Origin of the sequence: Collinsella sp. HCP3S3_D1 (assembly GCF_052064015.1) — a bacterium.
In the GTDB taxonomy this organism is placed as follows: domain Bacteria; phylum Actinomycetota; class Coriobacteriia; order Coriobacteriales; family Coriobacteriaceae; genus Collinsella.
On sequence record NZ_JBQHWK010000011.1, the window covers coordinates 14,707 to 35,885 of the forward strand.

The window sequence follows — 21,179 nt, forward strand, 5'->3', positions numbered from 1 at the left end:
ATTGGGTATATGAGTTAGCCAATGGGGACAAATGCTTCCTTCGACGGTGGCGTTTTGCGCGCGAGCGTATCAGTTGTTATTGCTGCCATCGAGCAATGCCTCAAAATCCTTTGCCTGCATGGGTCGGTAGTAGAGGAAACCCTGAGCGTAGCGGGCGCCCATGTGGCGTAGCATGTTCGCCTGCTCATTTGTCTCGATGCCTTCGATTACAACGGGCAGATGGAGCGACTGCGCCATCTCGAGCATCGATGACACGATCCGCGCGCTGCGGCCTTGATCGCGGTCGGTGGGCACAAAGGTGCGGTCGAGCTTGATGACGTCAACATTCACGTTTCTGAGCATCGCGAGCGTGGACTGGCCGGTACCAAAATCGTCCATATAGGTCGAGAAGCCGCGGGTGTGCAGATCCGCGGTCAGCTTATCCACGGCCTCGGACTCTCCGGTATAGGCGGTCTCGGTGATCTCGATACGCATGAGCTCGGGCGGCAGGTTGTATTGGGCGGCGAGCGCCCCCATATGTTCGGCAACGTCGCAGGCAAGAATGTCCACGCGCGACACGTTGAGGGAGATCGGAACCACGCGAAGACCGCGATCGAGACGCTCGCGAAGCCATGTGGCAACGCCCTGCCAAACATATTTGTCGAGCGTTACCACAAAGCCGCTTTCCTCGAGAGCGGGGATAAAGGTGACAGGTGAAATGAGGGATCCATCCTTGTCAATCCAGCGTGTGAGCGCCTCGGCGCCAATGATCTCGCCGGTTTCCATATCGACCTGGGGCTGCAGGTAGTAAGTGATGCGGCCGTTTGAGAGCGCATACTGGAACTCGGTTAGCGTGTGGTGGAACGCAACCTCATGCTCGTATTCCTCGGGGCGGAAAACGGCAATGCGCTCCTTAAAGTCGTTTTTGGCGCGTCGATTGGTAAACATGGCCTTGGCCTGGGCATCAATGGTGATTTCCTCGCTCGCGTCGATGGGGCATACGCCCATGGACGGCCAAAAGCCTACGCCGTCGTCGTGCTTGGCTACAGCCTCGCGCACGCGCGCATAGACTCGGTGAACGAAATCGCGCTCAAAGGGTATGAGCAGACAAAAGTCGTCTTGCCCCCAGTATCCCGCGACACCCATGTCGGCGTTCTCGATATCCTTGAGCACCGTGCCCACATCGGCAAGCATACGGTCGCCTTCGGCCTGTCCATACCATTCGTTAAATAGGCGCATGTGGCCCATGTCGACGGTGGCGATACACCAAGCGCCGTCGCGCTTTGCCTTGATGAAGGCATTGGCACGGCGCATAAACTCGCTGGGTCGGCAGAGGCCGGTGAGCATATCGATGCGTTCGGCGATTGCGCTTTTGCGCTCGATCTCGGGTATAGGGAGGCTGTCGTTGGGGACAAGCCCGCCAGCCGTGCGAAGGCGACGGTCGAGTTCGCGCAAAACAGCAGATGTTTGGTAGTCCAGGCGCTCGTAAAAGACCGGGGCGACAATGCAAACGGGAGTGATGGTGTCGCCCGCGATCTGAACGGGGGCAAAAATGGTCTCTTTTAGACGATGGGTCAGGAGTTCAAATGCCCCGTGGTCCAAAGCGTTGCTGAGCACGACGAACTGGACACTTCGTGAACGGAAGACGCGACTCCTACCGCGGGTGATCGACAGCATACGGCTTGCGTATTCGGCAAGCATGCTGTCGACCGCCTCGGCTCCATAGAGCTCGTTGAGCTTCGTCGTGCCGCGAACGCGCACGGCGATGAGTCCTGTTTTGCAGCGGTCACGGCGACAGGCATCGATAGCGTTGACCAGCATACGCTGCGTTCCAAGCCCCGTGGCGGCGTCGACGGTCTCGGCAAGGGAATGATTGACGAGCTCGCCGACATAGAGCGAGGGCTCGTTTTCGCTCCCATCGATGCGAAAACCGCGAGCACGGCAGAGCACGTAGTCGCCTGTGGCGTTGCGTACACGATACTGCATGACTCGATGGTGCTTGGAGCCGTTATAGACTTGGTCGAAGTCGTCGGTAAAAGCCTCAAGGTCATCGGGATGGACGCGCTTTTTCCAGTAATCGCGACAGTTGTCTATGTGCTCTGAAGGAAGTCCGAGATCGCGCAAGGCACCTTGTGACCAAAGGGTGCGATGTTTGTCCAAGTTCTCGATAAAGAAATAACGACCTTCGTTGAGCATCGAAAAGGCGTCGAAAACACGGTCGCTTATTTCGAAGTCGTCGGTATGGACTTGCGTGATATTGCGTCGATCGAGGTGCAAGGCATGGCGTAGTTTGTAGTCGTACATGCGATGGTCGGCATCGAGCGTCATGCGATTGGGGGCTTCGCCCAGGGCGGGGTCGGCGTGGGACACTCCGTAACTAAACGAGTGGGGCATCCCGGAATCGTTGTTGTTGAGCAAGATTGTTCGGCAGTGTTCCAGACGATCGGCGAGGTCGTCCTCGGTTGCAATCGTAGAGAGGATGGCGAACTCATCGCCTCCCAGTCGAAACGCCGCCTCGTCCACCTTCATATACAGCTTGAGATAGAGGCTTACCTGCAAGATGTAGCGGTTGCCCTCGTCATGCCCAAAGACGTCGTTGCAGTGCTTAAGGTTATCGATGTCGATAAAAGCCATGGTGACGGGCAGTTCCTGCTCCCAGAGCTCCTCGAGGGAACGGACAAAGCCGCCGCGGTTGCCAAGTCCGGTAAGCTGGTCGGTAAAGGCGGTCCTGATCAGATCGTCCTGACGTTCAAGAAGGTCGCGGACGGTCTTTTCGAGCGTCTCGGTGTAATTGCTGACAGTATCCATGTCGTAAGCGGCTTTCTGAGGTCGGGCGAATTGCGTCGGGCGAGCTCGTTGTGCACACGCGTTGTTGTTCGGCGCTTTGCGTGTATCCAGGCCCCCGCCTCGCTGCGTTGTTGGGTTAATTTACCGGCTAATGTTTGCAGTTGATAACTGCTGAATAGTATAAACAACAGCGCAGAATTATATATGGGTGCCCATGCTGTGCGCGGCCATTATTCGCTAAACGGTACCGCAATGATGAGATGTCCGATAAAAATGCGACTGAGACGCTATATGTTGACGGGTATACTTGTCCCGGTTTTAAACGCAGGAACGGAGATGGTCGCATGGCACAGCCGGATACGACGCGCACGGTGGGGCTTGCGCTCGAGGGAGGCGGCTACCGCGGTATGTATACGGCGGGCGTACTCGATGTCTGGATGGAGCACGGCTTAACTTGTGACCATATGGTGGGTGTCTCGGCGGGTGCGGCGTTTGGGTACAATTTTAAGTCACGCCAGATCGGTCGCGCCATTCGGTATAACAAGGCCTATTGCGCCGACAAGCGCTATGCGAGCGTGACAAGCTGGTTGCGAACCGGTGACATGTTCAATGCCGATTTTGCCTATCATGAGGTGCCGCTTGAGCGCGATCCTGTCGACTTAGAGGCGTATCGTGCCTGTCCTATGCGGTTTACGTGTGTGTGCACCGATATCGAGACGGGTGAGGCCATCTATCACGACCTGCCGTATGGCGATGAGCGCGATATCGAGTGGATTCGGGCATCGTCGGCGATTCCCGTGGCGACCAAACCCGTTCGGATTGACGGACATCGATATCTGGATGGCGGCGTGGCCGATTCCATTCCCAGTGCGTGGTTATTCGAACAGGGGTATGACCGCAACATCGTGGTGCTGACGCAGCCGGCAGGCTTTGTAAAACAACCCAATAGCTTGATGCCTATGCTGCGCCGCGTGTTTCGCCGCTATCCAGAGTTTGTCGCGGCGCTTGAACGCCGGCACGAGGTATATAACGCTGCACTCGACGACCTGGCGCGTCGCGAGGCCAGCGGCGAGGTTTTCGTGGTGCGTCCGAGCGAATCGGTGAAGGTGCCATCGCTGTGTCGCGAGCCGGAGGAGCTCGAGCGCATCTACCAGGTCGGTCGTCGTGATGCGGCCGCGACCTTGTCGGCGTTGGAAGCATATCTGGCAGAGTAGGGCAAACTGCAGAGCTCTCGGCGGAAAGTGCGTCCCAGAATTTGCGTCTGGAATGGGATGCAGTTTCCCAATGGAGTCGCATGCGGAAAACGCATCCCAGAATGGAGGTCCAAACTGGGATGCGCTTTGCGCTATTGAAGATATGAGGCTGCGAATCAGCTGCTCGGCCTATGCCTATGCCTGCTGCCAGGTGTCGACAAGCTCCTTGGCTGCGGCGTGGGGGTCGTCAGCGCTGCAGACGGCGCTCACCACAAAGAAGCCCTCGACGCCGGTGGCCTTGAGCTGCGGCAGATCGGCTTTTTTGACGCCGCCGCCGACCACGATGGGAACGGGGCTTGCCGCATGGAGCGCGGCCAGGTCCTCAAAGCTCTTGGTGATGATGGAGCCATCTGCCGCGCGTCCACAGTCGCGCTTGGTCTCGGTCTCGTGGAGCGGGCCGATGCCCAGGTAGTCGACTAGGCTCATGTCGGCGGTCTTGACGTACTCGAGCATTTCCTCGCAACGGGCCGAAAGGCCCACGATGGCATCGGGGCCCAGAAGCTTGCGGCAGACCTCGACAGGAATATCGCTCTGGCCCACATGCACGCCGTCGACGGCGATACCCTGTTCGCGTGCGGCGAGTACGCAGTCCAGACGGTCGTCGATAAGCAGGGCGACCTTGCCGGTCTTGCCGGCGCGAGCGATTGCCTGCGCGGCGTCGCCCGTCAGCGCGATGATCTGGCGGGCACTTGCCACCTTGGAGCGCACCTGGATGCAGGTAAAGCCGGCATCGAGCGCCTGCGCTACCACATCGCCCACGGGACGTCCCAGCGTGTTTTCGGGGCCGAGTACCAGATAGGCCGAGATATCAAGGTTGTCGCGGATGCTCATCGTGCTTCCTCCTGCTTTTTGATCTGCGCTTCCATGCGCTCGAGTTTGCCGGTCATGGTGTCGGTAAAACCGGGTCGAATATCGGCTTTGAGCACGACTTCGGTGCGGATGCCCTTGCTTGCCAACACAAAGGTTGCATCGCGTACGACCTGCATGACCTCGTCCCAGTCGCCCTCGATCTCGGTGAACATCGAGGTGGTGCGGTTGGGAAGGCCGCTCTCGCGAATGACGCGCACGACCTCGGCGACCTCGGCGGACAGCTCGTCGCCTGTGCCGCACGGGGCGATGGCTACGGCGACGAGCGTGTTCATGTCGGCAGCGGTTGAGGGTTCGGACATGGCTTATGCCTCCTCGAGCTCGAGGTGGTTATTCGCAATATCCTGAGCGGTCGCGCGGTAGAGTTCGTCGATAAAGGCGACCTTAAAGCTTGCCGGGGCATCAGCGACAGCGGCGGCACGCGTGCCGGCAACGTTGTAGACAGCGGTACCGCAGATGGCTGCCGTAAACGGATCGGCGGCGCAAGCGTACACGGCCAGGACGCCGCCCTGCGAGCAGCCACAGCCGGTAATCTTGGACATGAGCGGGCTGCCGCCGTGGGACTTGGCCACGGTCGTGCCGTCGGTAATCAAGTCGACTTCGCCCGAGACCACTACGGCGCCGCGAGTGTAGCGGGCGAGTGCCACCGCAGCGCCGCGGGCGGCGTCGACCGTATCGGTGGTATCGACACCGCGCACGCGGCTCAGGTCAGCCGCCTCGCCTTCAAGACCCCACAGGCCGGCGAGCGCGATGATCTCGGAGGCGTTGCCGCGCACGATGGCGGGCTTGTACTGCTTGAGCTCGTTTACCAGCTGGGTGCGCAGGCTACCGATGCCCAGGCCCACCGGATCGAGCACCCAGGGTTTGCCGGCGTCGTGTGCCGCTTTGGCCGCACGGGGAATCGTCTGCTCGTAGATGGGGAAGAGCGTGCCCATGTTGAGATAGATGGCGCCGCCGCCGGCAACGAGCGCCTCGCCCTCGTCGGGCAGATAGACCATGGCGGCCGAACCGCCTACGGCGAGCTGCGCGTTGGCAACAAAGTCGATCGTCACCGTGTTGGTGATGGAGCCGGCCATCGGGTTGGTGGCGCGAATCTCCTCCACGGCCTTGACCACATTTTGTTTAAGCTGTTTCGAATCAATCACTGCACATGCCTCCTTGGCATAGAAAAGGGGCGCTGTGCATAGACAGCGCCCCTGTAAAGGCGGCATGCTCCCTACGCCAGCATTAACTGACAGGTTCAAAGGATTGGGCCCCATGCCCTCTCAGCCTTGTGGTTTGCACCGCCGGCACTCCCGCATCGAATCTGTTGTTCCCTATACTAGCGCACCTGCCAAAAAGGGACAGGTTTATTTTGGCAGGTGGCAACTGGGGCGTTGCATTTTCCCAGATAAAACCTGCCAAAATAAACCTGTCCCTTATTGGCAGGTCGCTACAATGGATACGGTGAAAATGACTGGGGGCCTTATGATTAAACTTGTGCTGACCGATATGGACGATACGTTGATTCCAGCCGGGCATGACGGCGCCAGCGACTACGCCATCGAGGGCATTCATGCCATGCAGGCGGCGGGCCTGCACTTTGGCCCGGTTTCGGGCCGTCAGCCTTCCGCGATGGGCTGGATGTTTCGTAATCGTTCCGAGTGCTTCTCGACCGGTGCGTTCTGCAACGGCCAGGTCATGTTTGTCGACGGCGAGGTGGTAGCCTCGCATGCGACCGATAACGCCGCCCTTATTCGCTTGGCTGACTACTTGGAGCAAGAGACCGATGATACCTATCTGAAGGTCTACAGCTTGGGTGATGACTTTTGGGATAATGACGCCTATTGCATGACGAGCGACCCCGAGCGCGTGCATCGCGCTATGGAGTCGGGCGGCAACGCGTGGCTCAAAGGCGAAGAGGCCCCGTGCCGTCCCGTTGTCGGTGACGCGCCGGTGTTCAAGGCGAATATCTGGAGTGCCCGTTCGCGTGAAGGGCTCGCGGAGCTACGCGAGCGCGTTGCCGCCGAGGTGCCGGAACTCTCGCTCGTGTTTCCCAACAACCGAGTGCGCCTTTTCGATATCTTGCCGGCTGGTTGGGACAAGGGCTGTGCCACGCTGGAGCTGGTGCGTGCTTTGGGCCTAACGCCCGACGAGGTGGCGGTGTTCGGCGATTCCGATAACGATCTGCCCATGATTAATGCCGTTCCCAACTCCGTTGCAGTCGCCAATGCCAATGAGGCCGTCACGGCTGCCGCGCGTTGGCATATCGGCGCTGCGGCAGACGATGCGGTTGCCGGGGCTCTGCATCAGATTGCCGCCTGCGCCGCGACGGGGGAGATGCCGTCGTTTATGCGCCAGATGGACGCGACGGGTCTTGGCGTCACGAACGTCTAGGGAGAAAGTCATGAAGCTTCAGCAGCTCAGGTATGTTGTTAAGGTTGCCGAATGCGGCAGCATCACCGAGGCCTCGCGCCGGCTCTTTGTGTCGCAGCCTTCGATTACCGCCTCGATTCGCGATCTCGAAAACGAGATGGGTGTGCACATCTTTGAGCGCACCAACAAGGGCGTCATTGTGTCCGAGGAAGGCGAGACATTCTTGGGCTACGCGCGCCAGGTACTCGATCAGGCCGATCTGCTCGAGGATAAGTACAAGGGTGCATCCGAGCAAGTGCCGCACTTTAGTGTGAGCTGTCAACATTATTCCTTTGCCGTTAATGCGTTTGTCGACGTGATCCGTGAGTTCGATGCCGCGCGCTACGACTTTACCCTGCGCGAGGAACAGACTCACGAGATCATCGAAGATGTCGCGCACATGAAGAGTGAACTGGGCATTCTGTACTTATCCGAACATAACCGCGAGGTTATCGAGCGCATGCTGGCGGCCAACGAGCTCGTATTCGAAGGACTCTTCTGCGCCACGCCGCACGTCTTTGTATGCGCCGACCATCCACTGGCGGACCACGCCAGCGTGACGCTCGAGGACTTGGAAGACTATCCGTTCCTATCCTATGAACAGGGCAGCTACAACTCGTTTTACTATTCCGAGGAACTGACCTCGACGTTTGAGCGCCGCAAGAATATCCGCGTGCGCGACCGTGCGACGTTGTTCAACCTAGCCATGGGTCTCAACGGCTACACGGTGTGTTCGGGCGTGATTAGCCACGAGCTTAATGGCCCCGGTATTATCTCGATTCCGCTCGATGTGGATGAATACATGGAGATTGGCATTATCACGCGCAAGAATACGACCCTCACGCGCTATGGACAGGCTTATGTCGAGGCCATCCGGAGGCATATCTAACCGGTAGCGTTTGATGTTGCTGTCTTGGGCTGTCGAAATTGCTATAGGAAAACTATATGGCAAACATATATAAACGCATATTTTACGATAACCAGGAGTGCGCTCATACTCTTGCTCGCCAAAGTATTCCATGCAAAAGGAGATTCCTATGAGCAATTCCACCCAGCTCAAAGCGCCGTTTCGCGCCGATATCGTCGGCAGTTTTCTTCGTCCGCAGGCCGTAAAGGACGCCCGCGCTGCCTATGCGGCAGGCGCGCTTGATGCCGAGGGACTTAAGGCAGTCGAGGACGAGGCCATTCGTGATTTGGTGGCAAAGCAAAAGGCCGCCGGCCTGCAGGTCATCACCGACGGCGAGTTCCGCCGCAGCTACTGGCACCTCGATTTTATGTGGGGTCTCAACGGCATCGAGCGCCGCACCTCGCGTACGGGCTATATGTTCCACGATGAGGAGACTACCGCCGACACCGCCGTGGTGACCGGACCTATTAGCGGCGAGAACCATCCGTTCGTCGAGCACTTCAAGTTTGTCAAGGCGCTTGAGGGCGAGGGCCAGGTTGCGCGGCAAACCATTCCGGCGCCGATCCAGACGTTCTCCGAAGTCACGCTCGACCGCTGCGATGGCCAGCAGGAGAGCCTGCGTGCCGTCTACAAGACCGACGAAGAGCTCGCCGATGCCATCACCGCAGCATACCGCACCGTGATTGCCGATCTGTATGCCGCGGGTTGCCGCAACATCCAATTTGATGACTGCACCTGGGGCATCTATTGCGATACTGACTTTGTGTCCAAGACCGGCATGAGCCCGGTTGACCTGCAAAAGGTGAGCGAGCTGGGCGTGGCGCTCAACAATGCTGCCATCGCGGGCAAGCCTGACGACTTGGTGATCAATACGCATGTATGCCGTGGCAACTACCACTCTACTTATGCCTTTGAGGGCGGCTATGATCCCATCGCCCCGTACCTGTTTGCGCATGAGGACGTTGACGCGTTCTATCTGGAGTTCGACACTCCGCGCGCCGGTGGTTTTGAGCCGCTCAAGTACGTTGCGCCCGGTAAGAAGGTCGTGTTGGGTCTGGTGACCACCAAGGCAGCCGAGCTCGAGGACGAGGACGCGACCGTCGAGCGTATTCATGAAGCAGCAAAGTACGTGCCGCTTGAGAATCTGTATCTGTCTCCGCAGTGTGGCTTTGCCAGCTGCGAGATTGGCAACAAGCTGACCGAAGGCGAGCAGTGGGCAAAGATCGCGCTGGTCAAGCGTATTGCCGAGCGTGTTTGGAAATAGCGGTACCGTTTGCAAGTGACGGCGCGTGCGAGACTTGGCGTATCGCGTACAATGGTTCGGACCGTATCGTTCGGGCAGGTTATCCGCTATGCCCGAGCGCCCTTCCATTCGAAAGGACATCCATGTCCCAGTCCTCGACGCCCGCCGTCACCGATGCCATCTACGACGCTTCGTCGCTCGGCCGCCCGCGCATGTTCCTGCTTGGTCTGCAGCACCTGTTTGCCATGTTTGGTGCCACGGTGCTGGTGCCCGTGCTCACCGGCCTTTCGGTATCGGCAACGCTTTTGTTTGCCGGCTTGGGCACGCTGCTATTCCACTTCCTGTCACGCGGTAAGGTCCCCGCATTTTTGGGCTCATCGTTTGCCTTTATTGCCGGCTATGCCGCAATCGCGCCCAACGGCGAGGCCGAGCTCTTGCCCTACGCTTGCCTGGGCGTTGCCTGCGCCGGTTTGCTCTACCCGGTGCTTGCGGCGCTCTTCCGCGCGTTTGGCGCCAAGCGCGTCATGCGCTTCTTCCCGCCGGTGGTGACTGGCCCCATTGTCATTTCGATCGGTCTGATCCTGGCGAGTTCCGCTATTGCCAACTGCCAGACTAACTGGCTCGTTGCCGTGGTTGCCGTCGCCGTAATCGTCATCTGCAATATTTGGGGTCGCGGCATGGTCAAGATCGTGCCGATTTTACTGGGCGTCGTGGTGAGCTATGCCGTTGCGGCTGCGCTGGGCGAGGTCGATTTCTCCGGCGTCGCAGCCGCTCCCTGGCTTGGCTTGCCTGTCGTGTGGGACAACACGGTGTTTGCACTCTTTGGGCCGCAGTTCGATAGTGGCCTTGCCACGACGGCCATCATCACCATCATGCCGCTGGCCTTTGCAACCATGATCGAGCATATCGGCGATATATCCGCTATTGGCTCCACCTGCGAGCGCAACTACATCGCCGATCCCGGCCTGCATCGCACGCTGCTCGGTGATGGTTTCGCCACGATTCTGGCTTCGCTCTTTGGCGCTCCGGCCAACACCACGTATGGCGAGAACACCGGCGTGCTCGCCCTGACGCGTGTGTTTGACCCGCGCGTGATTCGCATTGCCGCGTGCTGCGCCATCGTGCTTTCGTTCTGCCCCAAGTTCGCTGCCGTGATCGCCGCCATGCCGGCATGCGTTATCGGCGGCGTGTCGCTCGTGCTCTATGGCATGATCAGCGCCGTGGGCGTCCGTAACCTCATCGAGAACCAGGTCGATTTCCAGAACAACCGCAACGTGCTGGTGGCCGCTCTGGTTCTCGTGCTTTCACTCGGCATTGCCTACAGCGCCGCCGGTGCCATCGTGCTGGAGCTGGGCGGCGTGACGATTTCGCTTTCGGGCCTTGCCGTGGGCTCGCTGGTGGGCATCGTGCTCAACGCGATTCTGCCTGGCAACGACTTTGAGTTCGCCGTTTCTGAACTCGAGGAGGCTGTCGAGTAGTAGTTGTGTTCAGCTAAATCAAAAAAATGGCGCCCGTGCGTACGCGTGGGCGCCATTTTTAATGCGTCAGTATCCAGTGTATGCCGCGGGCCATGCGCAGACCGGTTTGGGCAAAGTGGTTACCGGGGTTGAGCTCGAAGGTCGCGGGGATGCCTCGGTCGCCGAGTAGTTTTTCCATTGCGCGTGTGTCGTCGAGTACGTGCCGCATCATGCGGTTGGGCGTCTTGGTCTCCTTTTTGCCGAGTGATAGATAGACGGCGTTGGGCGCGGCTGGCATCGTGTGCCCGTGTGCGTAATCGAGAAATCCGGGAAACCATAGGGACCCCGATGCGCTTGCGGCGCGGTCAAAGGCATCGGTCTGCCAGAGCGACCAAAGCGAAAAGAGGCCCGCCAATGAGTAACCGGCAATGCCGCGCCAGGTAGGCGGGCAGGGAAGTGATGGCTCGACCTCTGGGATTATCCGATTCAGCAGTTCATCGAGAAACTCGGACGCCTGTCCACCAAAGGGCTCGGCATCGTGCACGGTTCCGTCGCATTCCCAAGGGCTCAGCTCGCGATTCCAATCGAGCCCGCCAATGGCGACCAGGGTGAATGGCGGGCAATCAAGCTCAAGACAACGGCTATAGACCTCGGTGCCGTCACCCATGACCGCGGGAAGGTAAATGACGGGCGCGCTTCCGACATGCTTTGAATGAATGGTTATCTGCTTTTGACGCGCTTCCATGACAAGCTTCTCTCTGCATTTCGACATCTACAAATATGATTGTCGCACGTCGGCGTAGGGACCGTCGCTAAAAGAAAGGCGCAGAGCCGCTTGATGCGACTCTGCGCCTTGAGGTTTTGCTTTGGCAGCTTTGCCCTTACGCTACAAAGAAGTAGACGAGGAAGGCGAGTGCTGCGATCCACATGAGCGGCTTGATCTTGGAGGCCTCGCCCTTAAAGAGCGCGACGACCACGAAGGCGATAAAGCCCAGACCGATGCCGGCAGAGATGGAGTAGGTGAAGGGCACGCCGGCGACAATCATGAACGCTGGGAAACCCTGCGACACGTCGGACCAGTCGATCTCGGAGGCCTCGCTCATCATGAGGTAGCCGACGTAGACCAGAGCACCGCAGGTGGCGGCGCTGGAAACGATGGTGACGATGGGGGAGAAGAACGCGGCGAGAAGGAACAGCACGCCGGTGGTGACGGAGGTGAGGCCCGTGCGGCCACCGTCGGCAGCGCCAGAGGTGGACTCGACGAAGGTGGTGATGGAGGAGACGCCCATAAAGCCACCGGCAGCGGCGGCCACGGAGTCGACGACCAGGATGGGACGGATGTCCTCGACATTGCCGTCCTCGGTCAAGAACTCGCCCTGCTTGGCGACGGCCATCGCAGTGCCCATGGTGTCGAAGAAGTCACTCATGAGCAGCGAGAAGGCAACGACGAGCAGCATCGGGTCGGTCAGGACCTTCACGATGGCCATGTTGCCATCAGCAGTGCTGGCAAACGGGGCGCCAAAGGTCGAGAAGTCGAGCGGTGCGATGAGACCCTCGGGCGCATGGGTGACGCCCAGCGGGATACCGGCGATAACGGCGACGATGATGCCGATGAGCAGCGAGCCCGGCACGTTGCGGGAAGCAAGGGCAACCGTTACGACGATGGAGATGATGCCGACGATAAAGGTGGGGGAGGCGATGTCGCCCAGGCCGACGAGCGTACCGGTGCCAGCGGTGATGATGCCGGCGTCGCACAGGCCGATCATGGCGATAAACAGGCCCAGACCCACCGAGATTGCGTGGCGCAGGACCACGGGGATGGCGTCCATGATGGCCTCGCGCAGGCCGCAAAGGACGAGCAGCAAGATGATGATACCTTCGAGGAAGATAACACTCATGGCAACGTGCCAGTCACCGCCGCACATGGTGGCGGTGATGCCCGCAATCATGGCGTTGATGCCCAGGCCCGACGCACAGGCGAGCGGGCGGTTGGCGAAGATGCCCATGCAGATGGTCATGATGCCGGCGCCCAGACAGGTGGCGCAGGCGAGCGCTCCCGCATCGATGCCAGCGCCCGAGAGCACCGCAGGGTTGACGGCGATGATGTAGGCCATCGCCAGGAATGTTGTCAGTCCAGCGCGAAGTTCGGTCCCGATTGTGGACTTGCGCTCGCTGACGTGAAAAAGTTCGTCCATGCATACCCTTTCCTTGTTCGGCCCCGAGTTTAGGCCGATTGACACGAACTTACCTACTATATCGCCTTTGGAAGGTCGATGTTCCTCGCATGTTGAAGTTCGGCGCTTTGTAACAGGCGGACGGTATTTTTCGCATGAAAATGTGTAGGTACCGTATACTTAAGCAGTTACATTGAACTCTTTGGAGGAACGTATGATTAAAGAGCTCTGCCGCGACGAGGCTATCCTGTCCCAGCGTTGCGAGGTTGCGACTGTTGAGGACGAGTCGGTCGCACAGGACCTGATCGACACCATCAAGTCGCTCGAGGACGCCGGCTGCCTTGCCGCCAACCAGATTGGCGTCACCAAGAAGGTCTGCGTCTATCTGGACGACGCCGGCGAGCCCCACGTGCTCTACAACCCCCGTCTGGTGTTTGGCCTGGGCGCCAGCAAGATGGAGGAGAGCTGCCTGACGCACGACGAAATCACCAAGTCCACGCGCTATATCAAGTGCAAGGTTGCCTTTGACCAGATCGTCGACGGCAAGATGAAGGAGTGCCGCCGCGACTACACGGGCTTTGAGGCACAAATGATCCAGCATATGATCGATCACTGTCTTGGAAAGTTGGTCTAAGGGGACCAAAGCCCGCACCTTGCCGCTCAAGCGTCGCTCGCGTACCTTAAGTACGCTCCGCTCCTCTTTCGTGACAATCTGCGGTATTTTGACCCCTTAGACGACCTGCGAGGTTGACTTGGTTGAGTTTATCTTGCTTGTGTGGTCCGGACGTGACGTTATTGTCATGTCCGGACCTTTGTGTTTAGCGCCTATTTGTTTGGTAACAATGAGCTTAACAAGGACGTATGGCTAGGAGGCGCCATGTGCACGAGCATTCGATTTACCGATAATTCCGGCAACATGTATCTGGGTCGCAACCTCGACTGGAGCTTTAGCTACGGCCAACAGGTTCGCGTGATGCCCCGCGGGTTCCATATCCCGTATTCGTTTATCGACGATGCGTCGGCGGCACACGCGGTAATTGGCATGTGCATCGATTACAAGAACTATCCTATGTTTTTCGACTGTGGTAACGATGCGGGTCTGGCTGTGGCAGGGCTCAACTTTCCCGGTTATGCCGAGTATGCCGAGGACCCGGTTGATGGCAAGACCAATATCGCAGCCTATGAGTTTCCCCTGTGGGTGGCAGCGACGTTCTCGACGGTCGACGAGGTCGAGGCTGCGCTGCGCGACACGGTGATTGTTGCCAAATCTGCCGGAGAGGGGCTGGGTGTGTCGCTGCTCCATTGGATTATCGGCGACAGCCGACGCAGCATCGTGGTCGAGATGATGGCTGACGGTTTGCATGTATACGACGATCCGGTCGACACCCTTGCCAATCAACCGACCTTCCCGTGGCACATGGAAAACCTGCGCACCTATATCACCGCCACAAGCGATTTTCCTCAGACGGCGACATGGCGTGGCGCCGAGCTCAAGCCCTATGGCGCGGGTGCCGGCATGCGCGGTATTCCGGGTGACTGCTATTCGCCGAGCCGTTTTGTAAAGGCGGCATACCTCAATGCCAATTACCCGCAAAAAGACAGCGAGGCCGAGAACGTCATTCGCATGTTCCGCTCGCTCGAGGGGGTGGCGATGATCGAGGGTGCGTCCAAGATGGGTGACGGCAAGTTCGAGAAGACTATCTACACCGGATGCTTTAGCGCGCGCACGGGCAATTACTATTACTCAACGTATGAGGATCCGTCGATTCGCTACGTGAGCCTGATGGATGCTGAGGGCGCGAGCCCCGATAGGCTCGTGGTTCCCGAGCCGCGTCGTTCGTAGCCGGCGTTTTTACTGCAATGCAAAGCGGCCCTGCCCCCCCCGTTTGGGGGGGGGGCCCCGGCCCGGGGGGGTGCTCGCCGGGTGTTTTACGCCAATTCAACCGCGCCCGGCCCCCCCGGGGGCGGCGCAGGGCCGCTGTCGTCGACGCGCGACGTCGTTAGAAGTTGGCGTCGTTGAGTTGTTCGCTCTCGAGGCCGTCGAGCTGTTGCTGTTCGGGCGTATCGGCGACGCTCCTGAGCAGCTCGGTGGGGTCGACGTTCATGTCCCTACCGGCTTCGTTGCCGTTGACAAGGTCGTTCGAGAAGATATCGACATCCATTTCCTCGGCTTCCTCGATCTGAACTTCGAGCTGGAGTTATGGGCGAGCAGCGCCGCGCCGCCGATCATGGCAGGTAGGATCAGCCACGGCGCCACTTTGCGCACCAGGCTAAACAGGGCGAAGATGCCGCTCTCGTTGTGGTTGTCGGCCTTCATGGCGATTACCACGTACTTGACCGTGCTGGTCTTGGAGGTTTGCCTCCAGTTTGGCGTGCGCCACGTGGACTCCCTTGGACATCCGGTTATCTGTCTTGGACAGATAACTTTTATGCCGTCTTTATACATACAAGAGCTGTTTGGCACATCGGGTAATTTTAGACAATAATCCCCATCTGGGGATTATTTATGTACGCAGGTAGCATTTCAAAACAGGGGCGCATCCGCTGTATGGCTTTGCTGCAATGTAATAACTGCGGACGCGCTCCTGCTTTGAAACTGAAGAGGGAACTTTTAGACGCGTGCTGCCTGAGCGATACCGGTCTTGGCGCCTGAGCGTTTACCGGCGAGTTCGCAAAAGATCGCGCCGCCGATGATAAGCACGGCGCCCATCAGGCGGACCGGTGTTATGACTTCGCCCAAAAGGGCGGACGAGAACACGACGGCCGAAAGCGGCTCGAGGTAGCCGACGACAGCGACGGTCTGCACGGGCAGTTTGGCGACGGCGCTAAAGTAGAGCAGGCAACCGATGCCGGTGTTGACGACGCCGAGCATAGCGACGGCGCGCCAATCGATGGTTGCGGCGATGCTGGCGGACAGGAATGAGGGGGTGCCTTGGGTGACGAGTGTAAGGACCAGCGCGGTCACAAAGGCGGCGCTCACCTGGAGCGCGGAGTTCTCGAGGCCTTCGATGTGCGGCGCGCCCTTGCTGGCGATGACCATCAATGCATAACAGAAGGCCGAGGCGATTCCGCAGACGATGCCCGCAATGGGCATATTGCCGCCTAGACCTTGCGCTGCAATGAGAAAAGCGCCGCAGGCGACTGCGATAAACCCGGCGATTTTGCCACCGGTTAGTTTTTCGCCAAAGATAAACGGCGAGAGAGCCATGACGATGATGGGACCGCAGTAGTACAGCAGCGAAGAAACGCCGACGCCGATCGTCTGATAAGCACGGAACAGAAAGATCCAGCTGGCGCCCAGCGCGGCTCCCGAGAGGAGGAGGGCTGCGGCTTCGCGGGGGCGAGAAGGCGCCTGCAGCTTATGGCGCTGGGTAATGGCGAGGATGGCGACAAGCGAAAGGGCTCCCAGAAAAGTGCGTAGCAGCACGATATCGGAGCTCGGGAGTGCGATGGCCGCAGCGATGATGCCGTTGGAGCCAAACAACAACAATGCTGCTAAATACGTAATCAATCCGTTGTTCATGCGCTGCCGCCCCCTCTATATCCGTGCATATTCACTATGGTTGAACTGGCTTTAGAAGAAAAGCGAATATAATGCATGGAAAACATGACAAAAACTCGTGCAAAGGTGGAGGCATGTCGTGGAAACGAATATTCAAAAGATGCAGGTGCTGCTGGAGACCGTGCGCGCTGGAAGCTTTACGCGTGCTGCCGAGCGCCTGAGCTACTCGCAATCGGGCGTGAGCCGCATGGTGGCCGATCTTGAGGCCGATTGGGGCTTTAAGGTACTCGACCGCAGTCGTGAAGGTGTTGCTCTTTCTGCCGACGGGCGGCAGGTCATGCCGGCTGTCGAGGCGCTCTGCGAGGAATTCGTTCGCTTGCAGCGACGGGTGGATGAGATGCGAGGGCTCATGCGCGGCAAAATCTGCATCGGTACGTTTTCGAGCGTGGCGACCCACGTGCTGCCGCCGGTGATTGCGCGTTTTCGTGCTGATCATCCAGACGTCGATTACGAGTTGCTGATGGGCGACTATTCAGAGATTGAACAATGGGTGGCAGAGGGTCGCTGCGATCTGGGCTTTATCCCTCGTGAGCCCCGAGAAAACGGCATGACATCGCTGCCTTTGGTGCGTGACGAGTTAATGGCGGTAGTGCCGTCAGGCTCGTTGTTTGCCACGGCGGAGGTCGTCTCTCTTGCCGACTTGGCCAACGAGCAGTTTATTCTGCTAGAACGCGGCACCGATGACGAGATTACGCCGCTGTTTCGTCGGGCGGGACTGGCAGTGCACTCAAAACTGTCGACCTGGGATGACTATGCGATTATGGCTATGGTCGAGGACGGCCTGGGTGTGAGCATACTTCCCGCTCTCATCATGCGCCGCTGTCAGTTCGATGTTGCCGTGCGTCCGCTCGAAGAGCATCCCCATCGGCAGATCAACGCCATATATCGAACGGCCGATGTTTCGCTTGCCGCCGCCCGTTTTCTCGAATACCTCTAAATGGGCGCACGTCGTTACCGCCTTGGGATAAATCTTGAGGTTCGGGTCATGTTATTTTTGAAATTGAACTTTTAGAAATAGCACGGCGCTATACTGCTTGCTAAATTGAACCTTGGTTCAATTCGTGTACTATAAATTGAACTTTGCCAGCAAGGAGGTTCCTGTGACCCAAGAGACGTTTAGCGATCGCCTGCGACAGGCTATGTCCGATCGCGACGTTCGCCAGTCGGACGTAATCCGCGCATCGGAGATGCTCGGCAAAAAACTCGGCAAGAGTCAGATGAGCCAATATGTGAGCGGCAAGACGATTCCGCGGCGCGATGTGGCAGAGCTGCTCGCCCGCATTTTGGAGGTCGATGTTACCTGGCTGCTCGCCGGTGACGCCGATCAAGGCGAGACATCATCGACCCACAACGTTTCCAAGCCCGAACCCCATCCCTCAGATCAAATTGCAAGGAGCACCACCATGCGTACTTTTTCTAAATCCACCAAACTCGAGAACGTTCTGTATGACGTGCGCGGCCCCGTTGTCGACGAGGCAGCCCGTATGGAGGACGAAGGCGAGTGCATCCTCAAGCTCAACATCGGTAATCCGGCGCCCTTTGGTTTCCGCACGCCCGATGAGGTCATTAAGGACATGCGCCAGCAGCTGCCCGACTGCGAAGGCTATTCCAACTCGCGCGGTCTGTTCTCTGCGCGCAAGGCGATCATGCAGTATTCGCAGATCAAGGGCCTGCCCAATGTTCAGATGGAACATATCTACACGGGCAACGGCGTGTCCGAGCTCATTCAGCTTTCGATGAACGCGCTGCTCGACAATGGCGACGAGATTCTGATTCCCAGCCCCGATTATCCGCTGTGGACGGCGTGCGCAACTCTTGCCGGTGGACATCCCGTGCACTATCTGTGTGATGAGCAGGCCGATTGGTATCCCGATCTGCAGGATATGGAGTCCAAGATCACGAGCGCGACCAAGGCCCTCGTCATCATCAACCCCAACAACCCCACGGGCTCTGTCTATCCGCGCGAGGTGCTCGAGGGCATCGTTGAGATCGCGCGCAGGCACCAGCTCATGATTTTTGCCGACGAGATCTATGACCGCCTGTGCATGGACGGCTACGAGCACGTCTCCATTGCATCGCTCGCCCCCGACCTGCCCTGCATTACGTTTAGCGGCCTGTCCAAGTCGCATATGATCGCGGGCTATCGCATTGGCTGGATGGTGCTTTCGGGCAACCAGCGCTGCATGAGCGACTTCATCATGGGCATCAACATGCTCTCCAACATGCGCCTGTGCTCCAACGTGCCGGCCCAGTCGATCGTCCAGACGGCGCTTGGCGGCCATCAGTCGGTTAACGACTACATCCGCCCCGGCGGTCGTGTCTACGAGCAGCGCAACTTTGTGTATGAGGCGCTCAGCAAGATCGACGGCATCTCGGTGGTCAAGCCGCGTGCGGCGTTTTATATCTTCCCCAAGATGGATGTTAAAAAGTTCAACATCACCGATGACGAGCAGTTTGCCCTCGACCTGCTGCACGAGAAGAAGATCCTCATCACGCGTGGCGGCGGCTTCAACTGGGCTGAGCCCGATCACTTCCGCATCGTGTACCTGCCGCGCATGGAAGTGCTCAAAGAGTCGCTCGAAGACCTCGCCGATTTCTTTGATCACTACCGCCAGTCCTAATTGGTTCCGCCGTTCTACCGAACGGCGGACCGCTTGACGCTACGCGAGCCGCATTCACGCCAATCTGACGTTCAATTTCGAGGGCGCGACCAGAAGGTCAGCGCCCTCTCATTTCACGTCACCTTGGCGCAAATGCGGCTCGCTCGCTGTCGTGTGCTCAGCCTGCGTCGTTACCATGATCCAAAGGGGACGGAGGAAAACAGATCATTTTCCTTGACTCGCGGAACTATATAACGACGCCGTTGCAGTGGTCGATTTCGTGCTGGATGATCTCGGCGGTGTAGCCCGAGAAGTTTTTGATGCGGTGGACGAAGTTCTCGTCCAAATACTCCACCTTAATGCGACGATAGCGGGTACAGGGACGCTCGCCGATCAGCGAGAGGCATCCTTCGCTGGTCTGATAGGCATTGACCTGCTCAAGAATTTGAGGGTTGTACATCAGGAGCGTCCTGTTGCCGTCCTTTACGCAGATGATGCGTTTGCGCACGCCGATCATGTTGGCGGCGAGCCCCACGCACTCGTGCTCATGCTCGTGGAGCGTATCCAGGAGGTCCTGCCCGATCACGGCATCGTCGGGCCCTGCGTCTTCGGAAGGCAGGCGCAAAAAGAACTCGGATTTCATGATGGGCTTAATCATGGCGGGCTCCTTAAGGTGGACACGTTTGGTTCAGGCCATGATACCGCGACATGTCGCATTAATGTGTGCACATAGATTCTGCAGCTAGATTGGATGGCGACACCATAAACTAAGGAACGTTTTGCCGAGAGGCATGAATGTTTAAAGCGCAAAGAGTGCGCGACGGGCCCCGCGAATGGGGCGATGATGCCCGAGAGGGCCAAGAAGGAGTCTCATGTCCGAGAACGAAGAGATCATGAACGAGACCGAGAACGAGACCATGGCTGCCGAGGTCGATGCAGTCGAGACCGTGGAGACCGAAGCTACCGAGGTTGAGGCTGCTGACGAGGTTTCCGCCGAGGAGGAGGCCGAGGTTGTCGAGGCCGCCGTTGATTACGATGACGAAGAGCTGATGGACAAGATGCAGAAGGCCGCCCGCCTGCTGCGTAGCCGTCGCTTTGCTATTTCCAAGGAGGAGGAGGCCAAGGCCGAGCGTATGGCGAACATCGAGCGCGCCATCAAGCTCCTTGACCTCAAGCCCAAGATGGAGCAGAAGGAAATGTCCGATCTGCTGGGCATGCGTCTTCGTGAGCTCGATGGCCTGATGGCCGAGGCCGAGGCTGCCGATCTGGTCGGCCGCATCGACAACGCCGAGGGCGATATGCGCAAGATCGTCGTCTTCGCTGCCGAGGATGCCGCTGAGGGCCTGGTCGAGCTTGCCAACAAGAAGGAGAAGCTCCTGCCCGAGCTTTCTTACGAGGAGGCCACCGAGCTGATGGCCGCGCTCGATAAGGTTATCGCTCCGCTCGTCGCCATGGGTCTGGACGAGGATCGCGGTCCTCGCGGCGGCCGTGACGACCGTGGTGGCCGTGGCGGCGACCGTGGCGGTCGCGGCGGCTTTGGCGACCGCGGTGGCCGTGGCGGCGACCGTGGTGGTCGCGGTGGCCGTGGCGGCTTTGGTGACCGTGGCGGCGATCGTGGCGGTCGCGGCGGCTTTGGCGGCAACCGTGGTGGCTATGGCGACCGCGGTGGCAACCGTGGCGGCTTCGGCGGCAACCGTGGCGGCGACCGCAGCGGTCGAGGCGGCGACCGTGGCGGCCGCAACGGCGGTGGCTTCCGCGGCAACCGTTTTTAGGGGTTACGCGGTTCTACGAACCGCGTAACTAGTTGACGCTGCGCGCCCACCAGAGCGACAACTTGTCATTCAAAGAGGACGGCATGACCAGAAGGTCTATGCCGTCCTCTTTTCATGCCAATTTATTCGCTCTGGTGGGCGCTCGCTGTCGGTGTCAAAACATCGGCGTCGCCTTGATTCAAAC

19 protein-coding genes, 1 pseudogene and 1 riboswitch are annotated in these 21,179 nt (G+C 58.9%); of the genes and pseudogenes, 10 read left to right on the forward strand and 10 right to left on the reverse strand.

All coding sequences use genetic code 11. From position 1 onward, the window contains the following. Positions 1-69: 69 nt before the first annotated feature. Complete coding sequence (locus tag ACTNDJ_RS05205) at positions 70-2,787, reverse strand: EAL domain-containing protein (protein ID WP_441063690.1); 2,718 nt, start codon at positions 2,785-2,787, stop codon at positions 70-72. Between the two features lie 323 nt (positions 2,788-3,110). On the opposite strand from ACTNDJ_RS05205, the gene ACTNDJ_RS05210 reads away from it, so the two are divergent. Then, positions 3,111-3,980, forward strand: a complete 870-nt coding sequence (locus ACTNDJ_RS05210; RefSeq protein ID WP_441063692.1) for a patatin-like phospholipase family protein — start codon at positions 3,111-3,113, stop codon at positions 3,978-3,980. A 174-nt stretch (positions 3,981-4,154) separates the two neighbouring features. Here the strand turns inward: ACTNDJ_RS05210 and ACTNDJ_RS05215 are convergent, their stop codons facing one another. The 3 genes from ACTNDJ_RS05215 to thiM are packed head-to-tail and all read right to left on the reverse strand — an operon-like array spanning position 4,155 to position 6,031. Further along, positions 4,155-4,850: a thiamine phosphate synthase gene (locus tag ACTNDJ_RS05215; protein WP_441063693.1), complete on the reverse strand. Its 696-nt coding sequence runs from the start codon at positions 4,848-4,850 to the stop codon at positions 4,155-4,157. Further along, positions 4,847-5,188: a thiamine-binding protein gene (locus ACTNDJ_RS05220; RefSeq protein ID WP_441083424.1), complete on the reverse strand. Its 342-nt coding sequence runs from the start codon at positions 5,186-5,188 to the stop codon at positions 4,847-4,849. Before ACTNDJ_RS05220 ends, ACTNDJ_RS05215 begins: the two co-directional genes overlap by 4 nt. A gap of 3 nt (positions 5,189-5,191) precedes the next feature. Next, a complete protein-coding gene (gene thiM, locus ACTNDJ_RS05225; protein ID WP_441063694.1) occupies positions 5,192-6,031 on the reverse strand; it encodes a hydroxyethylthiazole kinase in 840 nt (279 codons plus the stop codon). A 51-nt stretch (positions 6,032-6,082) separates the two neighbouring features. Continuing rightward, positions 6,083-6,193: riboswitch (TPP riboswitch) on the reverse strand. Positions 6,194-6,353: 160 nt separating this feature from the next. On the opposite strand from thiM, the gene ACTNDJ_RS05230 reads away from it, so the two are divergent. From ACTNDJ_RS05230 to ACTNDJ_RS05245, 4 genes are all read left to right on the forward strand, one after another. Next, positions 6,354-7,262 carry an HAD-IIB family hydrolase gene (locus ACTNDJ_RS05230; RefSeq protein ID WP_441063696.1) on the forward strand — a complete coding sequence of 303 codons (909 nt, stop codon included), beginning with the start codon at positions 6,354-6,356 and terminating at the stop codon, positions 7,260-7,262. Positions 7,263-7,272: 10 nt separating this feature from the next. After that, the gene (locus tag ACTNDJ_RS05235) at positions 7,273-8,169 is read left to right on the forward strand and encodes a LysR family transcriptional regulator (protein ID WP_427747880.1); all 897 of its coding nucleotides are present in this window, start codon (positions 7,273-7,275) and stop codon (positions 8,167-8,169) included. Between the two features lie 148 nt (positions 8,170-8,317). Continuing rightward, positions 8,318-9,451, forward strand: a complete 1,134-nt coding sequence (locus tag ACTNDJ_RS05240; protein ID WP_441063698.1) for a 5-methyltetrahydropteroyltriglutamate--homocysteine S-methyltransferase — start codon at positions 8,318-8,320, stop codon at positions 9,449-9,451. Between the two features lie 122 nt (positions 9,452-9,573). Beyond that, positions 9,574-10,908 carry a uracil-xanthine permease family protein gene (locus ACTNDJ_RS05245; RefSeq protein WP_441063700.1) on the forward strand — a complete coding sequence of 445 codons (1,335 nt, stop codon included), beginning with the start codon at positions 9,574-9,576 and terminating at the stop codon, positions 10,906-10,908. A 58-nt stretch (positions 10,909-10,966) separates the two neighbouring features. On the opposite strand, the gene ACTNDJ_RS05250 is transcribed toward ACTNDJ_RS05245, so the two are convergent. Further along, entirely contained in the window at positions 10,967-11,632 is a 666-nt protein-coding gene (locus tag ACTNDJ_RS05250; protein ID WP_441063702.1) for an alpha/beta hydrolase, read from the reverse strand. Positions 11,633-11,768: 136 nt separating this feature from the next. Beyond that, positions 11,769-13,082, reverse strand: a complete 1,314-nt coding sequence (locus tag ACTNDJ_RS05255) for an NCS2 family permease (RefSeq protein ID WP_441063704.1) — start codon at positions 13,080-13,082, stop codon at positions 11,769-11,771. 193 nt (positions 13,083-13,275) lie between these two features. Between ACTNDJ_RS05255 and ACTNDJ_RS05260 the strand changes: the two genes are divergently transcribed. Both ACTNDJ_RS05260 and bsh read left to right on the forward strand, forming a co-directional pair. Beyond that, positions 13,276-13,695: a peptide deformylase gene (locus ACTNDJ_RS05260; protein ID WP_154517060.1), complete on the forward strand. Its 420-nt coding sequence runs from the start codon at positions 13,276-13,278 to the stop codon at positions 13,693-13,695. 243 nt (positions 13,696-13,938) lie between these two features. Next, positions 13,939-14,904, forward strand: coding sequence for a choloylglycine hydrolase (bsh, locus tag ACTNDJ_RS05265; RefSeq protein ID WP_427719772.1), 966 nt, complete (start codon positions 13,939-13,941; stop codon positions 14,902-14,904). A 157-nt stretch (positions 14,905-15,061) separates the two neighbouring features. Here bsh and ACTNDJ_RS05270 read toward each other — a convergent pair whose 3' ends face one another. The 3 genes and pseudogenes from ACTNDJ_RS05270 to ACTNDJ_RS05280 form a co-directional block, all read right to left on the reverse strand. Continuing rightward, positions 15,062-15,223, reverse strand: a complete 162-nt coding sequence (locus ACTNDJ_RS05270) for a hypothetical protein (RefSeq protein WP_441041849.1) — start codon at positions 15,221-15,223, stop codon at positions 15,062-15,064. Between the two features lie 41 nt (positions 15,224-15,264). Beyond that, positions 15,265-15,405 (reverse strand): annotated as a pseudogene (locus ACTNDJ_RS05275) (KUP/HAK/KT family potassium transporter); the annotation flags it as partial. A gap of 267 nt (positions 15,406-15,672) precedes the next feature. After that, positions 15,673-16,584 carry a DMT family transporter gene (locus tag ACTNDJ_RS05280; protein WP_427747886.1) on the reverse strand — a complete coding sequence of 304 codons (912 nt, stop codon included), beginning with the start codon at positions 16,582-16,584 and terminating at the stop codon, positions 15,673-15,675. Between the two features lie 118 nt (positions 16,585-16,702). Between ACTNDJ_RS05280 and ACTNDJ_RS05285 the strand changes: the two genes are divergently transcribed. Beyond that, entirely contained in the window at positions 16,703-17,560 is an 858-nt protein-coding gene (locus ACTNDJ_RS05285) for a LysR family transcriptional regulator (RefSeq protein ID WP_441063706.1), read from the forward strand. Positions 17,561-17,762: 202 nt separating this feature from the next. Further along, on the forward strand, positions 17,763-19,244 hold the full coding sequence (locus tag ACTNDJ_RS05290) for an aminotransferase class I/II-fold pyridoxal phosphate-dependent enzyme (RefSeq protein ID WP_427747912.1): 1,482 nt from the start codon (positions 17,763-17,765) through the stop codon (positions 19,242-19,244). A gap of 226 nt (positions 19,245-19,470) precedes the next feature. On the opposite strand, the gene ACTNDJ_RS05295 is transcribed toward ACTNDJ_RS05290, so the two are convergent. Then, positions 19,471-19,881: a peptide deformylase gene (locus ACTNDJ_RS05295; protein ID WP_154517072.1), complete on the reverse strand. Its 411-nt coding sequence runs from the start codon at positions 19,879-19,881 to the stop codon at positions 19,471-19,473. A 214-nt stretch (positions 19,882-20,095) separates the two neighbouring features. Here ACTNDJ_RS05295 and ACTNDJ_RS05300 point away from each other — a divergent pair, with 214 nt between their 5' ends. Next, complete coding sequence (locus tag ACTNDJ_RS05300) at positions 20,096-20,995, forward strand: hypothetical protein (protein WP_441063707.1); 900 nt, start codon at positions 20,096-20,098, stop codon at positions 20,993-20,995. Positions 20,996-21,179 lie beyond the last annotated feature (184 nt).

Coding starts and splice junctions, on each gene's coding strand:
- ACTNDJ_RS05205 (WP_441063690.1), bottom strand. CDS start 2,787: ATGGATACTGTCAGCAATTACACCGAGACGCTCGAAAAGACCGTCCGC.
- ACTNDJ_RS05210 (WP_441063692.1), top strand. CDS start 3,111: ATGGCACAGCCGGATACGACGCGCACGGTGGGGCTTGCGCTCGAGGGA.
- ACTNDJ_RS05215 (WP_441063693.1), bottom strand. CDS start 4,850: ATGAGCATCCGCGACAACCTTGATATCTCGGCCTATCTGGTACTCGGC.
- ACTNDJ_RS05220 (WP_441083424.1), bottom strand. CDS start 5,188: ATGTCCGAACCCTCAACCGCTGCCGACATGAACACGCTCGTCGCCGTA.
- ACTNDJ_RS05230 (WP_441063696.1), top strand. CDS start 6,354: ATGATTAAACTTGTGCTGACCGATATGGACGATACGTTGATTCCAGCC.
- ACTNDJ_RS05235 (WP_427747880.1), top strand. CDS start 7,273: ATGAAGCTTCAGCAGCTCAGGTATGTTGTTAAGGTTGCCGAATGCGGC.
- ACTNDJ_RS05240 (WP_441063698.1), top strand. CDS start 8,318: ATGAGCAATTCCACCCAGCTCAAAGCGCCGTTTCGCGCCGATATCGTC.
- ACTNDJ_RS05245 (WP_441063700.1), top strand. CDS start 9,574: ATGTCCCAGTCCTCGACGCCCGCCGTCACCGATGCCATCTACGACGCT.
- ACTNDJ_RS05250 (WP_441063702.1), bottom strand. CDS start 11,632: ATGGAAGCGCGTCAAAAGCAGATAACCATTCATTCAAAGCATGTCGGA.
- ACTNDJ_RS05255 (WP_441063704.1), bottom strand. CDS start 13,082: ATGGACGAACTTTTTCACGTCAGCGAGCGCAAGTCCACAATCGGGACC.
- ACTNDJ_RS05260 (WP_154517060.1), top strand. CDS start 13,276: ATGATTAAAGAGCTCTGCCGCGACGAGGCTATCCTGTCCCAGCGTTGC.
- bsh (WP_427719772.1), top strand. CDS start 13,939: ATGTGCACGAGCATTCGATTTACCGATAATTCCGGCAACATGTATCTG.
- ACTNDJ_RS05270 (WP_441041849.1), bottom strand. CDS start 15,223: ATGGATGTCGATATCTTCTCGAACGACCTTGTCAACGGCAACGAAGCC.
- ACTNDJ_RS05280 (WP_427747886.1), bottom strand. CDS start 16,584: ATGAACAACGGATTGATTACGTATTTAGCAGCATTGTTGTTGTTTGGC.
- ACTNDJ_RS05290 (WP_427747912.1), top strand. CDS start 17,763: ATGTCCGATCGCGACGTTCGCCAGTCGGACGTAATCCGCGCATCGGAG.
- ACTNDJ_RS05295 (WP_154517072.1), bottom strand. CDS start 19,881: ATGATTAAGCCCATCATGAAATCCGAGTTCTTTTTGCGCCTGCCTTCC.
- ACTNDJ_RS05300 (WP_441063707.1), top strand. CDS start 20,096: ATGTCCGAGAACGAAGAGATCATGAACGAGACCGAGAACGAGACCATG.